11 protein-coding genes are annotated in these 17,124 nt (G+C 59.0%); 8 read left to right on the top strand and 3 right to left on the bottom strand.

Annotated features, from left to right (window positions below; genetic code table 11):
* Positions 1-117: 117 nt before the first annotated feature.
* Positions 118-1,152, bottom strand: a complete 1,035-nt coding sequence (locus tag E2F43_RS17540; protein WP_133215093.1) for an AraC family transcriptional regulator — start codon at positions 1,150-1,152, stop codon at positions 118-120.
* A gap of 198 nt (positions 1,153-1,350) precedes the next feature.
* On the opposite strand from E2F43_RS17540, the gene E2F43_RS17535 reads away from it, so the two are divergent.
* Together E2F43_RS17535 and E2F43_RS17530 are read left to right on the top strand one after the other, a co-directional pair.
* Positions 1,351-2,436, top strand: coding sequence for a YkvI family membrane protein (locus E2F43_RS17535; RefSeq protein ID WP_133215091.1), 1,086 nt, complete (start codon positions 1,351-1,353; stop codon positions 2,434-2,436).
* A gap of 288 nt (positions 2,437-2,724) precedes the next feature.
* Entirely contained in the window at positions 2,725-4,995 is a 2,271-nt protein-coding gene (locus E2F43_RS17530; protein ID WP_133215089.1) for a TonB-dependent receptor, read from the top strand.
* Between the two features lie 217 nt (positions 4,996-5,212).
* Here the strand turns inward: E2F43_RS17530 and E2F43_RS17525 are convergent, their stop codons facing one another.
* Positions 5,213-6,169, bottom strand: coding sequence for a helix-turn-helix domain-containing protein (locus E2F43_RS17525; RefSeq protein WP_165954385.1), 957 nt, complete (start codon positions 6,167-6,169; stop codon positions 5,213-5,215).
* Between the two features lie 441 nt (positions 6,170-6,610).
* On the opposite strand from E2F43_RS17525, the gene E2F43_RS17520 reads away from it, so the two are divergent.
* The 5 genes from E2F43_RS17520 (at position 6,611) to E2F43_RS17500 (ending at position 14,326) form a co-directional block, all read left to right on the top strand.
* Positions 6,611-7,873 (top strand): carbohydrate porin, encoded by a 1,263-nt coding sequence (locus E2F43_RS17520; RefSeq protein ID WP_165954384.1) that lies wholly within the window; start codon positions 6,611-6,613, stop codon positions 7,871-7,873.
* Between the two features lie 51 nt (positions 7,874-7,924).
* A complete protein-coding gene (locus E2F43_RS17515; RefSeq protein ID WP_133215083.1) occupies positions 7,925-9,568 on the top strand; it encodes an amidohydrolase family protein in 1,644 nt (547 codons plus the stop codon).
* A 57-nt stretch (positions 9,569-9,625) separates the two neighbouring features.
* Entirely contained in the window at positions 9,626-11,335 is a 1,710-nt protein-coding gene (locus E2F43_RS17510) for an amidohydrolase family protein (protein ID WP_338054602.1), read from the top strand.
* A gap of 177 nt (positions 11,336-11,512) precedes the next feature.
* Positions 11,513-12,916 (top strand): MBL fold metallo-hydrolase RNA specificity domain-containing protein, encoded by a 1,404-nt coding sequence (locus tag E2F43_RS17505; protein WP_133215081.1) that lies wholly within the window; start codon positions 11,513-11,515, stop codon positions 12,914-12,916.
* A 246-nt stretch (positions 12,917-13,162) separates the two neighbouring features.
* A complete protein-coding gene (locus tag E2F43_RS17500) occupies positions 13,163-14,326 on the top strand; it encodes a pectin acetylesterase-family hydrolase (RefSeq protein WP_133215079.1) in 1,164 nt (387 codons plus the stop codon).
* A 62-nt stretch (positions 14,327-14,388) separates the two neighbouring features.
* Here the strand turns inward: E2F43_RS17500 and E2F43_RS17495 are convergent, their stop codons facing one another.
* Positions 14,389-16,125, bottom strand: coding sequence for an N-acyl-D-amino-acid deacylase family protein (locus E2F43_RS17495; protein WP_133215077.1), 1,737 nt, complete (start codon positions 16,123-16,125; stop codon positions 14,389-14,391).
* A gap of 181 nt (positions 16,126-16,306) precedes the next feature.
* Between E2F43_RS17495 and E2F43_RS17490 the strand changes: the two genes are divergently transcribed.
* On the top strand, positions 16,307-17,077 hold the full coding sequence (locus E2F43_RS17490; RefSeq protein ID WP_133215075.1) for a glucose 1-dehydrogenase: 771 nt from the start codon (positions 16,307-16,309) through the stop codon (positions 17,075-17,077).
* Positions 17,078-17,124: the final 47 nt, after the last annotated feature.

Raw genomic sequence — 17,124 nt, 5'->3', positions numbered from 1 at the left:
CGATGATAGGGCGGCTGATCTCCCCCGAATTGGCATTTTGTGTCACAGAACAGACATTACAGGTCATTTTGGCCGGCCAGGCGCGCGGCGGTTGAATACGCACCTGACGACCGCCCCTCACGGGTTGGGTTGATTTCCCGGGTCCCGGCGGAAGGTCTGTGGCGTTTGTCCACTGAGCCGCTTAAAGGCCCGGTCGAAGGCGCTGGCATCAGAGTAACCGAGTTGTTGCGCCAGTTGGGTGATGCTGACCGAGGTGGTGAGCAGGACCTCCTTGGCAATCTGGAAGACCACGAAATCGCGCAATTGCCCCACGCTGGTTTCCTGCTCTGCCAGGCGCCTGTGCAGGGTGCGTCGGCTCATGCCGAGACTGGCTGCTAATGATTCCGCAGAAATCTCCGTCTGTCCAATCTGTGACGAAATCAGGAAGCTGATGCGGTCCCGCAGGTTGCTACCTCGCTTGAGTTGCGAGATCGAGCGCTGTACCTGCTGTTCCAGTACATGCAGCAGCTGGGGGTCCGAGTCACTGGTTTGCATGGCGAGGAACCCGGTGGGGAAACTCACGCCATTGAAACTGTGATGGAAGGTCAGCCGCTCCGAAAAGGCTGCCCGGACCGGGTCGGCATCTTCGGGGGGGGCGTGTCTGAAGCAGGTTTCCAGCGGGCGCCAGTCGGGCAGGGAAAGCAATTCCCGGATGGCATTGACGAATTGCATCAAGGTCATCTCCACTTCATGCCGGCACTGGTCGGGCGAAAAACCATCTACATCGTAGGTCCAGGTGCTGGAATCCCCGTGATTGAGAAGGCCGCAGCGGGCGCCGGGAGTCACCAGCTCGAGATAGCTGTCAACAATCGTCAGCGAACGGCCGAAATCCGGTGCGCTGCGGACCATGTAGCCCACGACACCGAGGTTGGCCACATCCCGGGTTCGCGCCATGGAAATCCCCAGGTAGGGGTCTTTGCGCTGTTCCGCGGCGCGATTAAGCAATTCCAGGTGCGCAGCCATGGTCACGCCGGCGCTGTCGTCGTCGAAGTCTTCCTCGCGGATGTGCAGGGAGCGATACAGGGAATCGGTATTCACGCCCAACTGCTGCAGGGAATCATGAACACGTCGATAGTTGGGTATACGCGTCGGCGCTGTTTGCTGAATGGCCATCTTCTTCTCCAACCGAGTGCCGGCAGGTCGTTGAACTCGGCTAAGCTGCTGCTGGTTGACACATATTATCAAATCCTTGGCCCGTATTAACAATGCCCGGCGCGGGAGTTTTTCTACACTGAGGTGACGTTCCGGGTAGTCAGGGCTGAGTGAGCTGGCGTCCCGGCATCAGCACATTCCCAGTTGGGGTTAAAGCACATGCCAGCACCGTCGCCCAACGTATCGCCGCTATCGGTGTTGAAGATCACCGGGGCTTTTATCGCTTTCCTGTTCGGCTCCGGGTTCGCAACCGGGCAGGAAGTGATGCAGTTCTTCGCGTCCTCCGGCATTGCGGGTGTCGCAGCGGTGATCGTTTTCCTGGTCCTGGCCGCCTACCTTTCCATCACTCTTTTGCTTGTCGGGCAGGACCAGCGTTTCCAGAACGTCGACGAGGTATTCCGCTATTTTGCCGGCGATACGCTGGGGCGCCTGTTCTCCTGGTACACGATCCTTCTGTTGTTCAGTATTTACGCCCTCATGTTGGCGGGCGCAGGCTCAGTGCTGCATGAGCAATACGGCGTCCCGGTGTATGTGGGTAGTGGCCTGATGGCCTTGGTGGTCCTTGTCAGCCTGTTTTTTGGTTTACATGAACTGATCGACATCATCGGTGCAATCGGGCCGCTACTGGCGTTATTCGTCATTTATGTTGCGGTAACAGTCCTGCTAAAGGAGCCAGGGGCGGTGGCATCGGGGGCGGCGACGATCCCAGGGCTGGAGATGCTTCGCGCTTCGCAGACCTGGTGGATGTCGGGACTGCTCTACACGGCATTGAATGTTTATGGCCTGTTCAGCTTCCTGCCTGCAGTGGGAGCCACCGTCGACAACAGGAAAGATTTGATTGTCGCCGGCATACTCGGCCCACTCGTATACGCCGCGGCACTCGGTGTGGCGACCTTGGCATTTATCAGCCTGTTGCCCGAAATCAATGGTCGTCTCATACCCATGCTGTACCTGGTGGACAGCGCCTTGCCGGCACTGACTCCATTATTCGCCTGGGTCGTGCTGGCCGGCATATTCACCACCACCGCACCGGTACTGTGGATTGTGTTGGTGCGGTTCACCCCCGATGGCAGTCGCCGCTACAAGTGGCTGGCGCTGGCGCTTTCAGTGTCCGGGTTTTTCGCCTGTCAACTCCTGCCTTTCGACAAACTGGTGAATCTTATTTACCCGACCGTGGGTTATTTCGGCTTGCTGCTGATTGTGTGCATGCTGGTCAAGCAGGCCCGCAGTCGGGCAGGTGTTTGATGCTTGTTCGCGTTCAGGGTTTCGCGCGCCGTACCGGATAGGGTTGCCCCGGGAAGGGTCGCTATGGCACGCAATGTCTATACGTTGACACAAAATAACAATTAATGCGGTGACTCCGTGATTACTATCGTGCATGGTTGAAATTTGAAATAACGACAGGACGTCGGCCATTCCGCACGGAATGCGGCCTAGCAGTTAATTCGACAGCAGACCCAGTGAATCGTTCACCTGTGGCTGCAAAATTTTTACAGAACTTATACAGAACTATAAATCGACGGGAGAAATAACATGACCGGTATCGAGAAAACCGCGCAACCGCGCAACCTGAAGCCGCTTGCCGCTGCCATTGGCGCCACCCTGTTGACCGGGTTGGCCTTGCCGACCGTGGCGCAGGGTGACCAGCCCCGAGGCAGTGCTGCGACCATGCTGGAGGAAGTCACGGTCACAGCGCGCAAACGGGAAGAGAGCTCCCAGGATGTGCCGTTGTCAGTCACCGCATTCAACTCGGATCAGGTCGAGGCGCTGAAAATCCGGGATCTGAGCAATATGTCCGTTGGCATGCCCAATGTGTCACTGGAAGATTCCGGAACCGTTCGCGGTGTCGCCAACTTCTCAATCCGGGGTCTGGGTATTGCCAGCTCGATACCTTCTATCGACCCGACGGTAGGCGTATTCAGTAACGGCGTTTACCTGGGGATGAACTGGGGCGTTATTTTTGACATGTTCGACGTGGAGAGCGTCGAAGTGCTGCGGGGCCCACAGGGCACGCTGTTCGGCCGTAATGTGACCGGCGGCGCGGTATTGATCAACAACAAGAAGCCGGGTGACGAACTGGAAGCCTCGGTGAGGGTTGCCGCAGACATTGGCGAGGAAGGTGGCACCAACTCCTACCTCATGGGCGCCGTGGGTGGTCCGCTCTCCGATAACCTGGCCGCTCGACTGGTGGTGTATTACAACGATGACGAGGGCCGGTTTGAAAACCTGGCGACCGGCAATGATCATGGCGGCATCGAACAGAAAATGGCCAGGGGAACCCTGGTGTGGACGCCCGGTGACAGAAATGAGCTGACCCTGCGCTACGAATACAGCGATGCCGATGGTGACGGACCCGCAGGACAGACACACCTGACGGGAACGGGTGTGCCCGGGACCCCCGAAAATTTTGACAAGGACAGCTTCGATTACTCGATTGATGAGGAAGGGTTTCAGATCAATGAAACCAACTTCTTTACCGCGGAATATAACCGGGACGTGGACTTTGGCGACGGTACCATCACCGCCATTTACGGTTACCGTGAATTTCAGTCGGAAACCATGAGCGATATCGACTCACAGCCCGTGTGGCTCTTCCATGCGCCGGCCTGGATGGATTCGGAGCAGAATACCTTTGAGCTTCGCTATAACGGCTACCTCGCGGAACGAGCCAATGTCACGGTGGGCGGGTTTTACTTCGATCACGACCTGCTGTACCACGAACGTCGAAACCTGCTGGGCATTGCTACCGGCGGTGTCGCGCCGGCGCTGACCCAGGACGGCGGCGGCAATTACCAGGTAGAGAGCTACACCGTGTTTGCCCAGGTCGATTACGAGTTGAACGAGAGTTGGACCCTGACCGCCGGTGTGAACTACAGCTCCGAAGAAAAAGACGTGAAGATCGCCTCGTTGAACCTGAACGTCAACTCGCCGTGCAATATTGTCGATGGCCCCTCCTGCCCGTTTGACTTTGTCGATGACGAGAGCTGGGATAACTGGGCACCCAAGCTGGGCGTGTCTTACCTGCTCAACGACGACAGCCAGTTGTACGCCCACTGGACTCGCGGGTACCGCTCCGGTGGCTACAACCTGCGTAATACCGACCCCACCGAAGCACCGGGGCCCTTCGATGAGGAGGAAGTAAACAATTATGAGTTCGGCTACAAGTCCACCCAGGACTGGGGCCGTCTCAACGCCGCCGTTTTCTACAGCCAGATCGATGACCAGCAGCGTGAGGTCAACCTGCCGAGCGAGAGCTCCGGCGTGCTCCAGCTGATCAAGAATACTGCGGATACTACTATCTGGGGCGTCGAGGTGGATGGCACCTTCAGCCTGACGGAGAACCTGATCCTGTTGGCCTCCATCGGTTACACCGATGCCAGCTATGACAAGGTACGCTTCGACCTGAACGGCGACGGCGTGGTGGACGGAGGGGACAAAGCCCTCGAACTGCCCCGTGCACCGGAGCTCACCTGGAGTCTTGGCCTGTCACACGACCTGACGATCGGTGACTGGGGTTACCTGACCTCCCGTGCCACCTGGTCTTACCGCGATGAGTACGCCTATACCGATAACAACCTGGGCTATGCCGAGGACATCGATATGGTCGACGCCGGGTTGGACCTGTACTCCAACGATGGACACTGGGTGTTTTCCCTGTATGGACGCAACCTCTTGGACGAGGCCAGCTTTGGTGGCATAACACCGCTGCCGGCAGATCTGGGCGGGGTGCCCCTGGGTGGCAGCTTTTCACCACTGAATCCCGGTCGGCGCTATGGCCTCGAGGTCACCTACAACTTCTTCTAGGGCGGTCCCGAACAAGGCGTAAGGATGCCGCTTGACCAGGAAAATGATTTTCCTGGTCAAGCGGCATTTGCGCTTTCGAAAGGTAGCCCGGTTTGGTTGTCAGCGCTGTTACTGATGCAACGTTCGGATAGTGACGGCCAACTGTCTACTGCGACAGAAGTGGTTTTTCGGGCCAGATGTTCGCGCTGGTTGTTGTGTCGATAGTCTCGCCCGCAGGCTAGGGAGGCTGGCGGTTAAGGGTTGTCGAAGGCAGCTCGCCAAACAGCTCGCGGTATTCCCCCGCGAAGCGGCCGAGTTCCGACAATCCCGCCTCCAGTGCGGTCTGCTTGACCAAACCGCGCCTGGGCGCGCCGTTGACAAGTTTCGATCGCACATCGGTCAGTCGGCGTTTGTGAAAGTAGGCCAATGGCGACACACCACAGACGCGATCAAACGCCGTGTACACGGCGCTTTTGCTGACGCCGGCGGCCATGCAGATGTCGGCCAGGGATAGCGGCCCACCCTCGGCGGCCATGAACCGTTCTTCAGCCAGCCGGACGATACGATCTGTCCTCCTGACCCGCCCCCTCGGGCTTTGTCGAGCGCCAACATAGGCCTCGGCCATCAACCCCAGGATCTCTTCTTCTAGCTCCAGGGCTGTCCGGCGCGGGCGTTTGCTGCCCATCACTTCGTTGAGGATTGCTGCGATTCGCGCCCTGATCATTGCTCCCGCCTTGGGGTGCATGCGCAATACCCTTGCGCTCAGCTCGACGTCCTCGAGGTCTACGCCGCGCAGCGCGGCGACCGTCGAGGTGAAGGCCAGTCGCGGAACAATCACACCCTGTGTCAGGCGGCTTTTGGAGCGCAGGTGAAAGCTGTCGTGCTCGCCGGGCATGTAAAGGTTGGACGCACTGGCCGACTCGCCGTTGACGAGGTATTCGCCGGACCAGGACACCGGGAGCGCGAAGGCCGTGTAGCCCGGGTCAAGCACCGTGACGCCGACTGAATCCACAGCGGTCGCGACCGATACCAGGCTCACGTTTTCCGAGCTGGCGACCGACACATCCACTGTGAAATCCCCCGGCCGCAACTGCACGATGGCTTCTTCACGCACATTCAGGCCAAGGTCCTTGGGTGAATATAGCGGGCAATGGTCACTGCGCCAGGTGTTTATTATTTTCGGGTGCTCTGTCATCTCTGTGCCCCCAGGGCTTTGAGTGTCATGGCAAACCCGGAAGATTTGCATAGTAAAGATAGCCCATCGACGTTCACCAGGCCAACAGTCACCTCGCGGGCTGGAAGATGTGCATACTTAATGTTGCGCGCCCTGCAAAACTATTTGCTATATCTAGACTGTAGTTAAGGTGTCTAGATGGTGGGACCGCCTCTCTATCGTCTTCTTAAAAAAAAACGACACAGTACTAGTTTTTTACAGTCCACGAGAGGACCAGCAATGCCCGCCAGTGAGCCGAGAGCTTCTCTTGCTTTGTCCGCGCGGCGCCTATAATGTTTCCCCTAATCCATCTGCACGAGAAAACGGAGTGCTTTGCCTATTATGTTCACGTTAAAAGAGGAACCGTTGGCGGTTACGGACAGAATCGAAGGTCTTTGCCGCTGCGCTGCAAGATGGTTTGCAGTGTTCCTGACAGCGGCACTGATAACGCTACAGCCCGGGTTGTCGCTCGCTGAGTCAGGTGAAGATCAACAGGCAATTGACTCCAGCCAGCGCGAAGGCGCTTTCACCAGTCCGGATTCGGTTGGCAACCTGCTGAGTTCCAACAGGGAAGAGAAATCGGCGTTTTATGGGCTCAGGCCATTTGAGCCGTGGCGAGAGTGGAAGGAAAAGGTTCACCAGAACACCGGCATTCAATTCAATATTGACTACAACTCACTGGGTTTTAAAGCGAGTGACAGCCTGGGCGACGACTCTGCCGCAGGCGGGGTGTTGCGTTTCTATGGCAAGTGGCTGTTGACCGGTGGCGACACCAACGATACCGGCAGCCTTATCTTCAAAGTGGAAAACCGACATGCCTATGGTGATCTCGCACCCCGTGAATACGGGTTTGAATTGGGCTATGTGGGGGTGATGAACTGCTGTTACAGCGACCAGGGCACACGGGGCAGCAACCTATACTGGCGACAGAGTTTTAACGACCAGCGTGTGGTCACTTACGCCGGTTTCATCGACTCCACGGAGTTTATAGACGCTTATCCTCTGGCCAGTCCATGGACGGGCTTCTCCAACCTGGTTTTCGCCACCGGCTCAGCTTCTATCGGCGGTTTGCCTGACGGCGCTATGGGCGCCATGGCCGCCGTCTGGGTGACTGACTCGGTCTATGTCATTGGCGGTATTACGGACGCCAACGTTGACCAGACCGATTTTTTCAGGGGCTTCGATACCTTTTTCAATGATTTTGAAACCATCAAAAACATAGACATACACTGGACGCCGAAAAGGGAAGACCTGTTCTTCAATAACACGCATATCACCTTCTGGCAGATAGACGAGGCCGAGGAGGCTGGAACCGATTCCGGTTATGGCGTGGCCGTGTCTTTCACCCGGGCAGCCGACAACAAATTCCTGCCCTTTATTCGCGGCGGCTGGTCCAAGGATGGCGGCAGCATTCTGGAGGCGTCCCTGAGTGTCGGTTTCGGCTACCAGGACCAGGACGTTAGCGGTGCTGGATTACTCGGCATAGGCTTGAACTGGGGACGCCCCAACGAGGATACATTTGGCGTCGAACTCGACGACCAGTACACGGCCGAAGTGTTCTACCGCTGGCAGATCCTGCAGGACCTGGAACTCACCCCCAGCATCCAATTACTGGTGGATCCGGCATTGAACCCGGATGAGGATTTGATCACGGTGGTTGGCCTGCGGGCACGCGTCGTCTTCTAGGTAAAAAGCACTCCGGGAAAGCAATCCTGGTTCATTTAAGAGGAAGGAAGCATGAAGTTAGTCATAACAGCCCTATTAACCGCCATAGCTTGCTGTGCGGTGCCGTCCTTCGCGCAGACCTATGACCTGGTCATCCTGAATGGCCGGGTAATGGACCCTGAATCCATGCTCGACGCAACCCTCAATGTCGGGGTCGAGGACGGCCGGATCGCGATTATCACGCCTGACGCCATCAAGGGTAAGGAAACCATAAACGCCAAGGGTCATGTCGTGGCACCCGGGTTTATCGACTTTCACTTCCACGCCCTCGATGGACTGTCTTTGAAGATGGCGGCGCTGGATGGCGTGACCACGGGCATGGATCTGGAGATCGGGGCCATCAACGTCGCTGACTGGTATGACGCCAAAAATGGCGCCTGGCCGCTTAATTATGGCACCGGGGTCAGCCAGGAGGGGGTCCGGCTGCGCGTGCATGATCCGGAAGTCGAAATCAATGACTGGTACGACGCACCGAAGATCCTCGGCTCCCTGCGCGCGCAAGGCTGTGCGGACGGCACCTGCGGCTGGCAGGACAGCGTGAGCAACCTGGAGGAACTCAACCAGATTCTGAAAATCATGGATGAGGAGCTGCGCCAGGGCGCGGTCAACATCTCTTCTACCGTCGGCTACATGGCGCCTGGGCTCAGCACATTCGAGATGTTCAAGTCGCAGGAACTCGGCGCCAGGTATGGTCGCTCGATGGGAGCCCACGTCCGTTTTCATGGCAACCCGGCAACACCTGAAGGCACGCTGGGCTTCAGCGAAATCCTGGCCAATGCCCTCGCCCTCGATGCCCCGCTGAGCCTGTTGCATAACAATGCCTATGGCTGGTGGGAAAACGAGCAGAAACTCCAGGAGGCCCGCTCCCAGGGCTACAACGTGTGGTCCGAATACTATCCCTATACCGCTGCCTCGACCTCGATCTCGTCGGAGTTCTTCCAACCGGACAAGATCGCGCTGCTCGGTGGTGGTCGACCCTACGAAGAGATCATGTACGACCCGATCGCTGACAAGTACCTGACCCAGGAGGAGTACGAAAAGACCAAGACCGAGGACCCGGGTCGCATAGTGTTTGCTTTCGATCCCAGCCGCGAGGCGTGGATGCCCTATTTCCTGCGCATGCCCCATATGATAGTCGCCTCGGATTCGATCTACTCCGGCAAAGGTATTGACTCGTGGGACTTGCCGGATACCGAGTATCGGGGCCATCCCCGTACGGCGGGCACGCGGGGCAAGGTGCTGCGCATGGGCCGTGAGCAGGGCGTGCCGCTGATGTTTGCCCTGGCCCAGATGAGTTACTGGCCTGCCAAGCATCTCGGCGACACCGGGTTGAGGGCGATGCAGGAGCGCGGCCGCATGCAGGAAGGCATGATCGCCGACATCACCATTTTCGATCCGAAAAAGGTGACCGATACCGCCACCTACAAGGCCGGAGAGCAGGGGAGTCCGACACGCGGTATTCCCTACGTCATCGTCAACGGACAAATTGTGGTCAAGAATTCAAAGTTCCAGAAGGTCTGGGCCGGCCAGCCGATCCGTTTTCCGGTTGAGGGAGTGGGGAAATTTGAACCGGTCGACGTCGAGAGCTGGTCCCGGCAATTTGTGATCCCGACCTACACCATCGACGACGGTGGCGCGAAGCCCCCCCAAGACTGATGTTGGTTTGAGTAGAGGTTCGGGCGGGGAAACTATGTTTGCTACGCCCCACGGTAAATGAGAAGTGAATGCAACGCCTACCGGCAAAAAAGGAGCAGAGGAATGAAGTTGTTAAAGAGTATGACCGCCGCCATATCGGGGATTTTATTGGGCGGAGCGGTGACGTCATATGCACAGACTTATGACCTCGTGATCCTGAACGGTAGGGTGATGGACCCAGAAACAATGCTCGACGGCCAGTTCAACGTGGGTGTCACGGACGGCCGGATTGAGATCATTACCCCCGCGAAAATCACCGGTGACGATACCATTGACGCCACCGGCCACGTGGTGGCGCCCGGCTTCATCGACCTGCACTTCCATGCGCTGGACGGCCTTTCGCTGAAGCTCGCCGCGCTGGATGGGGTGACCACGGGGATGGACCTGGAGGCCGGCGCAATCAACGTCGCCGAGTGGTACGCGGCGAAGGACAAGTCGGGCTGGCCGCTGAACTACGGCACTGGCGTGAGCCAGGAAATGACCCGGACGCGAATTCACGATCCGGAGGTGGACACCAGCGGATGGCATGACGCGACTTCCGTTTTCGAATTGCGCGCCAAGGCCGTGGAGAAAGACAATGTGCCCGGCTGGTCGGTCTCGCGCAGCAGCCTGGAGCAACTCAACCAGATTCTGGGGTACCTGGATGAGGAGTTGCGCCAGGGCGCACTCAGCATTGCCTCCACCATTGGCTACATGAGTGAGGGTGTGACCACCTTCGAGATGTTCAAAACGCAGGAGGTCGCCGCAAACTACGGGCGCCTGCTCGGCGCTCATGTGCGCTTCCACGGCAACCCCAGCAATCCGGAAGGTCCGCTGGGAACCAGCGAGCTCCTCGCCAACGCCATGGCCCTGAACGCGCCGTTTTCACTTAACCACAACAATGAATACGGCTGGTGGGAGAACGAGGAAAAGCTGCAGAAAGCGCGTGCCCAGGGCTACAACGTATGGTCAGAACACTATCCCTATTCCGCAGCTTCGACGGCGATCTCGGCTGATTTTTTCTCCCCCGAGAAATTCAAGATCCTCGCTGGCGGCAGACCCTATGAAGAAACCATTTACGACCCTGTGCAGGACAAGTTCCTGACCCAGGAAGAGTGGGAAGAAACCTCCAAGGCGGATCCCGGGCGCACCATTTTTGCCTTCAACCCGAAACGGGATGAGTGGCTGCCCTACTGGCTGCGTACGCCGCATATGATCGTGGCTTCCGATGCGATGTGGTCCGGTAAGGGGATCGATTCCTGGGATTTACCGCCCGAGGATTACGTCGGTCATCCGCGGACGGCAGGTACCCGGGGGAAAACACTCAGCGCGGGTCGCGAGAACGGCGTGCCGCTGATGTTCAGCATCGCACAGATGGCCTATTGGCCCGCCTATCACATGGGCCTGACCGGCCTTGAGGGAATGCAGGAGCGAGGCCGACTCCAGGAAGGTATGGTCGCCGACATCACAATTTTCGACCCTGAAACCGTGAAGGACAACGCCACCTACAAGTCGGGTGAGCAGGGTCTGCCCACTACCGGTATTCCCTATGTCATCGTCAGTGGTGTGCCGGTGGTCCGCGAAAGTGAGTTTCAACTGGATGTCCGTCCGGGAAAATCGATTCGTTTCCCGGTCGAGCCCAAGGGCCGCTTCAAGCCCATCACCGTCGAGAATTGGGACCGCAAGCACACTATTCGCGGCTTCACCATCGACGCCGGTGCGTTGAGCAGTCCCAACCAGGGCAACTGAAAAAAACGCCGGCCCCGTTGCGTTCTGCATAGTGCGGCCGGCCACCTAATTGGGGCATACTGGTGCTACCGTAACCTGTATCAAGGAGCGCCCCATCAATCCATGTGTCGTTTTATCCATGTATTTCGCGCGTGCTCAAAAGAGCATCGTGCGGAAAGTCTTGCGGTAGTGTGAGCAATGGCTGACCTTACTTTTTTAGGGGCGGCCCGTGAGGTGACGGGTTCCTGTCATCTGCTGGAGTCACCTGCGCTGGGAAGAGTGCTGCTGGACTGCGGAATGCACCAGGGCGGTGACGCGGTGGAGCGGATTCAGGACGAGCAATTTGCCTTTGACCCGCAGGCCATCGATGCGGTTTTGCTCTCCCACGCACATCTGGACCATTCGGGCCTGTTACCCCGCCTGTATCACGAAGGGTTTCGCGGTGAAGTCATCTGCACCCGGGCAACGGCCGAACTGCTCGACGTCATGCTTCACGATTCAGTGGGGCTTTACCTCCGTGACCTGGAGCGCAGCAATCTGCGTCGCGCCCGGCGCGGACAGGAGCCTGTCGAGGCGGTATTCAGCCAGGAAGACGTCGAGGGAGTGATCGCGCTGTGTTCGCCCTGTAATTACGGTGAGTCACGTGCGGTGGGCGAAGACGGCGTGGTCATTTTTCACGATGCGGGTCACATCCTTGGCTCCTCCATCGTGGAAGTGCGCCTGCGGGAAAAGGGAAAGTTGAAAACCCTGGTGTTTTCCGGCGACCTGGGGAAGAGCGATTCGGTGCTGATGAATGAACCCGCGCTGCTGGAACATGCGGACATCGTGCTGATGGAAAGCACCTATGGCGACCGTGAGCATCGCCCGGAGGAGGATTCCCAGTCCCAACTGAGTGAAATTCTGCAATCCACCTGGGACCGTGGTGGCAGTGTCATGATTCCCGCGTTTGCCGTTGGCAGGACCCAGGATATCCTGTTTCACCTGGGCTGCCTTTACCAGGCGGGCGAACTCGACAACTGGGAAGTCTTTCTCGATAGTCCCATGGCCATTGCCGTGACCCGTGTCTACGATCGCTGGCTGGACTTACTGGATGGGGATGAGGTGCGCCAACTCAGCGAGGCTCAGCGGACGTCCCTGGAGACCTTTCTGCCCACCCTGAAGCTCGCCATCGATACCGAGGATTCAATGGCGATCAATCGTATCAAGGGCGGCGCGATCATTATTGCCGGCAGCGGCATGTGTACTGGCGGGCGTATTCGCCACCATTTCAAACAGCGTATCTGGGATGATCGTAACACGGTGATATTCACGGGCTACCAGGCCCGCGGGACCCTGGGGCGGATACTGGTGGACGGCGCCCGCAAGGTGAAGTTGTTCAATGAGGAGTACGTGATCAAGGCACAGATAGAGACCCTGGGTGGGCTCTCCGCCCATGCCGGCCAATCCGGACTGCTCAAATGGATAGCCAATTTCAAGCCGCAGCCGCGAACCCTGCTCGTGCACGGGGAGGCCAGCGCCCAGCAGGCCCTGCAGGAACAATTGCAGCAACAGCAGGGGCTGGCTGCCGAAATCCCTGGCCGCGGTGAACACATCCGCTTTTAGTCTCTCGCCCGGGGACATCTTCCCGTCCGGTTGCCGGCTCTGGGGGCAGGGTATAGCCGCTACTCGTTGCGTGTGCGACTGGCTTCCTGCCATCCCACCGGCGCAGCCCACAGGGGTTGGTGGCTGTCGCAGTTGTTGCTCGAAAATCGAACAGATTCCGCTTGAGTTTCAGGATCATGACAGGCAAAGTGGCAGAAATGTGCCTGCTGTAAACATTGGAGGAGACGGCCCCCGGCCAGACAAAATATGGATAACAAGCTGGATACAGAAAGCCCCGTAACCGTTATACCCGGCCGGCCCTGGAGAGTCCTTGGGGGCCTGCTGCTGGCCACCTCCTTGGCCGCCTGTTCCGATGGCGGCAGCAGCGATCGGCCCATGGAGCCGGAGGTGCCCGAACCCGAGGTCGCCCCCTTCCAGGAATTGTTCGACCAGGGCATAGACCGCTATTTTGGTGAGTACACCCCCATGCTGTCCGAAGAGAGCGACGGCATTGTCACCCATACCTTCGGTAGCGGTGACGGCCCCTTGTGCCTGGATGGCTCGGAGTATCGCATGGCGACCCTGGACGCCGGCTCTGAAGACCTGCTGATTTTCCTTCAGGGTGGCGGTGCCTGCTGGTCCGAATTCTGTGCCGCCACCCCAAACGCCGGCCCCGGTATTCCCCAGGCGGGTATCCTCGACCCGAATCGCGAGGACAACCCGGTGGCTGATTACAACGTGGCCTACTTCCCTTACTGCGATGGCGGGCTGCATGGCAGCGACCGCGATGTCGACACCGATGGCGACGGGGATGCTGATCGTTTTCATCGCGGCTTGCACAACCTGTCAGCGGGACTGGACGTGGCGCTCGCCGCATTTCCCGAACCCCGGCGGATTGTGTTAATGGGACAGAGTGCCGGTGGCCTGGGCACATCGTTCGCGCTTCCTCTGGTGCGTCATCACTATCCCGACATCCGGATCGACGTCATCAATGATTCAGGCCTGGGCATTGGTCGACCGGAGCAGCCGGCCTTCCTGGAGCTCCTGTTCGAGGACTGGAACGCCAGGGCGTTCATCCCGGAAAGTTGTCCCCAGTGCATTGGCGACGACGGCCACCTCAGTGATTACCACGTCTGGCAGATGAATGAGGATCCGGACGTGCGCCGCGGCATGCTCAGCTACAGTTACGACACGGTGTTCGCCGACGTCTTCCTGATGATCGGCCAGCAGGCCTGGGAAGAGGCCCTGTACCCGGAAATGCAACAACTGGAAGACGCCCATCCCGAGCGCAGCAAATCCTGGATTCCGGTGGGTGCCGGCCACACCTTTGTACAGTCAGCGCCAGACGCCACCGCCGGGGGCGTTGTTTTGATGCAGTGGATAAAGGATATGCTGGACGACTCGGCCGACTGGGTCTCGGTACAGGACTAGACCTCCGGCTTGGACAAGGGCCCGCCAGACTCCTGGCGGGCCCTTTTTGGTTTGCCGGCGGGTCAGGGGGAGGGCGCGGCCTGCGCTCCGCGAATCAACCTGCCGGGAACTGCTCCGGTGTACTGGCCATCCTGCATAATGATCTCGCCGCTGACGATAGTGGCGACATAGCCCCTGGCGCCCTGGAACATGCGCCGACCACCGGCAGGGAGGTCGAAAATGATTTCCGGTGCCTCCAGCTGCAGCGCGTTGAAATCGATGATGTTCAGATCCGCCTTCATGCCGACCTCCAGGGTGCCGCGGTCGTCGAGCCCAACGCAGCGGGCGGTATCCATGGTTTGCATTTTGACCGATTGCTCCAGGCTGAAGCGGTGGCCGCGCTGCCGGTCCCGGGCGTAATAGCTGATCATCTGGGTGGGTACGCTGGCGTCGCACAACACGCCGCAGTGAGCACCGGTGTCGGCCAGCGACAGGACGGTGCAGTCGTCTTCCAGCAGTTCAACCTGACGACTGAGGTCGTTGGCACCGTAGCCGAAACAGGGGAAGTAGATGACGTTCTTGCCATCGCGTTCCAGCATCAGGTCGTAGCACAGTTCCTGCGGCGGTACGCCGGCTTTGGCGGCCCTGGCGGCAATGCTGTCTTCAGGGCCGGGCTCGTAATTGGGCGGGTCCCCCAGCTCGTAGAGCTTGTCGTAGCCGCCGATGATGGTGTCCATAAACTCGTCACCCATCAGCGGCAGGTCCTCGGCGAGAATGGCTGCGCGGATTTCCGGTTTGCGCAATTGTGCCAGTCGCTCCTGGTGGGAGAGTATCGACAGGGGGGCGTAGTTGGCGTGGAAACTGAAGGGGTTGACGGTGCCGTCCCAGGACAACAGCAGGTTGACCGGTCGCGCGCCCACGTGGGGAATCAGCCGTGCGCCTTCCTTCGCCGCCTCGCGCACGTAATCCAGCTGCGCCTTGACCCGCGGCCAGTCGGCCTCTTCCCGGAAAAACAGGACGAAATTGATCTGGCAGTTGTTGTCGATGGACAGGCGCTTCATCCAGTCCATTTCCTGTTGCCAGTTATTGAAGTCTGATACCAGTCCGAATATCGCGTTTCCCCCCAGTTCGCCAATGGCCTTGCCGATGCCCAGCAGTTCTTCTTCATCGGCGTAAGTGCCGGGCATGACCTGGTCGTCCCGGGTGGTGTGCAGTTCGGTGCGTGAAGTGGTGAAACCAATGGCCCCCGCCGATATCCCTTCCCTGACGATGGTGGCCATTCTGCCGATGTCTTCCGCTGTGGCTTTTTCGTTGTTGGTGCCGCGGTCGCCCATCACGTAGGTGCGAACCGCACAGTGCGGTACCTGAGCGCCCACGTCGATGGCCCGGGGAAAGGCCTCAACCGCGTCAAGGTACTCGGGAAAACTTTCCCAGTTCCATTTTACGCCCTCGTGCAGGGCCGATCCTGGAATATCTTCCACGTCTTCCATGACCGAGATCAAGCGGTCGTGGGCGTCAGCGGTCGGCTCACAGGGCGCGAAGCCGACACCACAGTTGCCCATGATGAGGGTGGTAATGCCGTGATTGGCCGCAGGGCTACACAGGGGGTCCCAGGTGGCCTGGCCGTCCATGTGGGAGTGAACATCCACCCAACCGGGAGTCAGTAACTTCCCTTGCGCATCAATTTCCCGCTTCGCCTCGCCATCAACTCTCTTGCCCACTGCCGCGATCCGGCCGCCGGCAATTGCCAGGTCACCATTGAATGCGGGAGCGCCTGTGCCGTCGACGATCCTGGCATTGCGTATCATCAGGTCATACATGCTTGTTATCTCTTATTGGCCGTGACAGCGTCCAAAGATAACGCTCTGGGCAAGGATGTACACGCTTTTGCCCGTGCGCGGGCTGCCCGGCAACACGCGGGACAGGGCTGGTGTAATCTGTTGGACCGGACCGGCCCCGGCCCCCGCGTATAATCCGGCGCTGAAACAGGGAGGCAGGTGAATGCAACGACTGGAAGGTAAGGTGGCGATTGTCACGGGCGGGGCCAGGGGGATGGGTGAGTCCACTGTGCGGCTGTTTGTCGAGCACGGCGCCCGGGTGGTCATCGGTGACATCGCCGAAGACGCGGGAACGGCGCTGGCCGATGAACTGGGCGACGCGGCGGTGTTCTGCCCGATGGATGTGACCCGTGAAGCCGACTGGGAGGCGGCCGTGGCTGCAGCCCAGGCGATGGGGCCGCTGAACGTACTGGTCAATAACGCCGGTATTGTCCACATGGCGTCTATTCTCGATACCAGCCGCGAGGACTTTATGCGCGTGGTTGAAGTGAACCAGCTGAGTACATTCCTCGGGGTAAAGGCCGTGATCAACCCGATGAAAGCGGCGGGCGGTGGTTCCATTATCAATATTTCGTCCATCGACGGCCTGCATTCCTGCGCCGGGCTCGGGGCCTACTCCGCCAGTAAATGGGCGGTTCGCGGCTTTACCAAGGCCGCCGCCATCGAACTGGGCCAGTACGGCATTCGGGTCAACAGTGTGCACCCCGGTGGCATTTTCACCGAGATGGGTGGCAGGGGCGTTGTCTCGGAGGAAGACCTCAACAACTCGCTGTACAAGGACTTCCCCATACCTCGCACAGGGCAGCCGGAAGAGGTGGCCTACGTCACCCTGTTCCTGGCCACCGACGAGGCCAGCTACAGTACCGGTTCCGAATTTGTCGCCGACGGCGGCTGGTTTGCCGGTATGCGTCGCCCGGGCATGCCCTGCTCCTGAGTCATCGGTTCAGAGGTGGTCAGAGAGGCGTAATCGCCAGGTTTCGG

This window comes from Seongchinamella unica (assembly GCF_004354085.1).
GTDB lineage: Bacteria > Pseudomonadota > Gammaproteobacteria > Pseudomonadales > Halieaceae > Halioglobus > Halioglobus unicus.
This window is presented reverse-complemented; position numbering and strand designations above follow the sequence as displayed.

Excerpts from the sequence above, each read along its gene's own strand:
- E2F43_RS17510 (WP_338054602.1), top strand. The coding sequence starts at position 9,626 with ATGAGAAGTGAATGCAACGCCTACCGGCAAAAAAGGAGCAGAGGAATG.
- E2F43_RS17490 (WP_133215075.1), top strand. The coding sequence starts at position 16,307 with ATGCAACGACTGGAAGGTAAGGTGGCGATTGTCACGGGCGGGGCCAGG.
- E2F43_RS17500 (WP_133215079.1), top strand. The coding sequence starts at position 13,163 with ATGGATAACAAGCTGGATACAGAAAGCCCCGTAACCGTTATACCCGGC.
- E2F43_RS17525 (WP_165954385.1), bottom strand. The coding sequence starts at position 6,169 with ATGACAGAGCACCCGAAAATAATAAACACCTGGCGCAGTGACCATTGC.
- E2F43_RS17540 (WP_133215093.1), bottom strand. The coding sequence starts at position 1,152 with ATGGCCATTCAGCAAACAGCGCCGACGCGTATACCCAACTATCGACGT.
- E2F43_RS17535 (WP_133215091.1), top strand. The coding sequence starts at position 1,351 with ATGCCAGCACCGTCGCCCAACGTATCGCCGCTATCGGTGTTGAAGATC.
- E2F43_RS17515 (WP_133215083.1), top strand. The coding sequence starts at position 7,925 with ATGAAGTTAGTCATAACAGCCCTATTAACCGCCATAGCTTGCTGTGCG.
- E2F43_RS17505 (WP_133215081.1), top strand. The coding sequence starts at position 11,513 with ATGGCTGACCTTACTTTTTTAGGGGCGGCCCGTGAGGTGACGGGTTCC.
- E2F43_RS17530 (WP_133215089.1), top strand. The coding sequence starts at position 2,725 with ATGACCGGTATCGAGAAAACCGCGCAACCGCGCAACCTGAAGCCGCTT.
- E2F43_RS17495 (WP_133215077.1), bottom strand. The coding sequence starts at position 16,125 with ATGTATGACCTGATGATACGCAATGCCAGGATCGTCGACGGCACAGGC.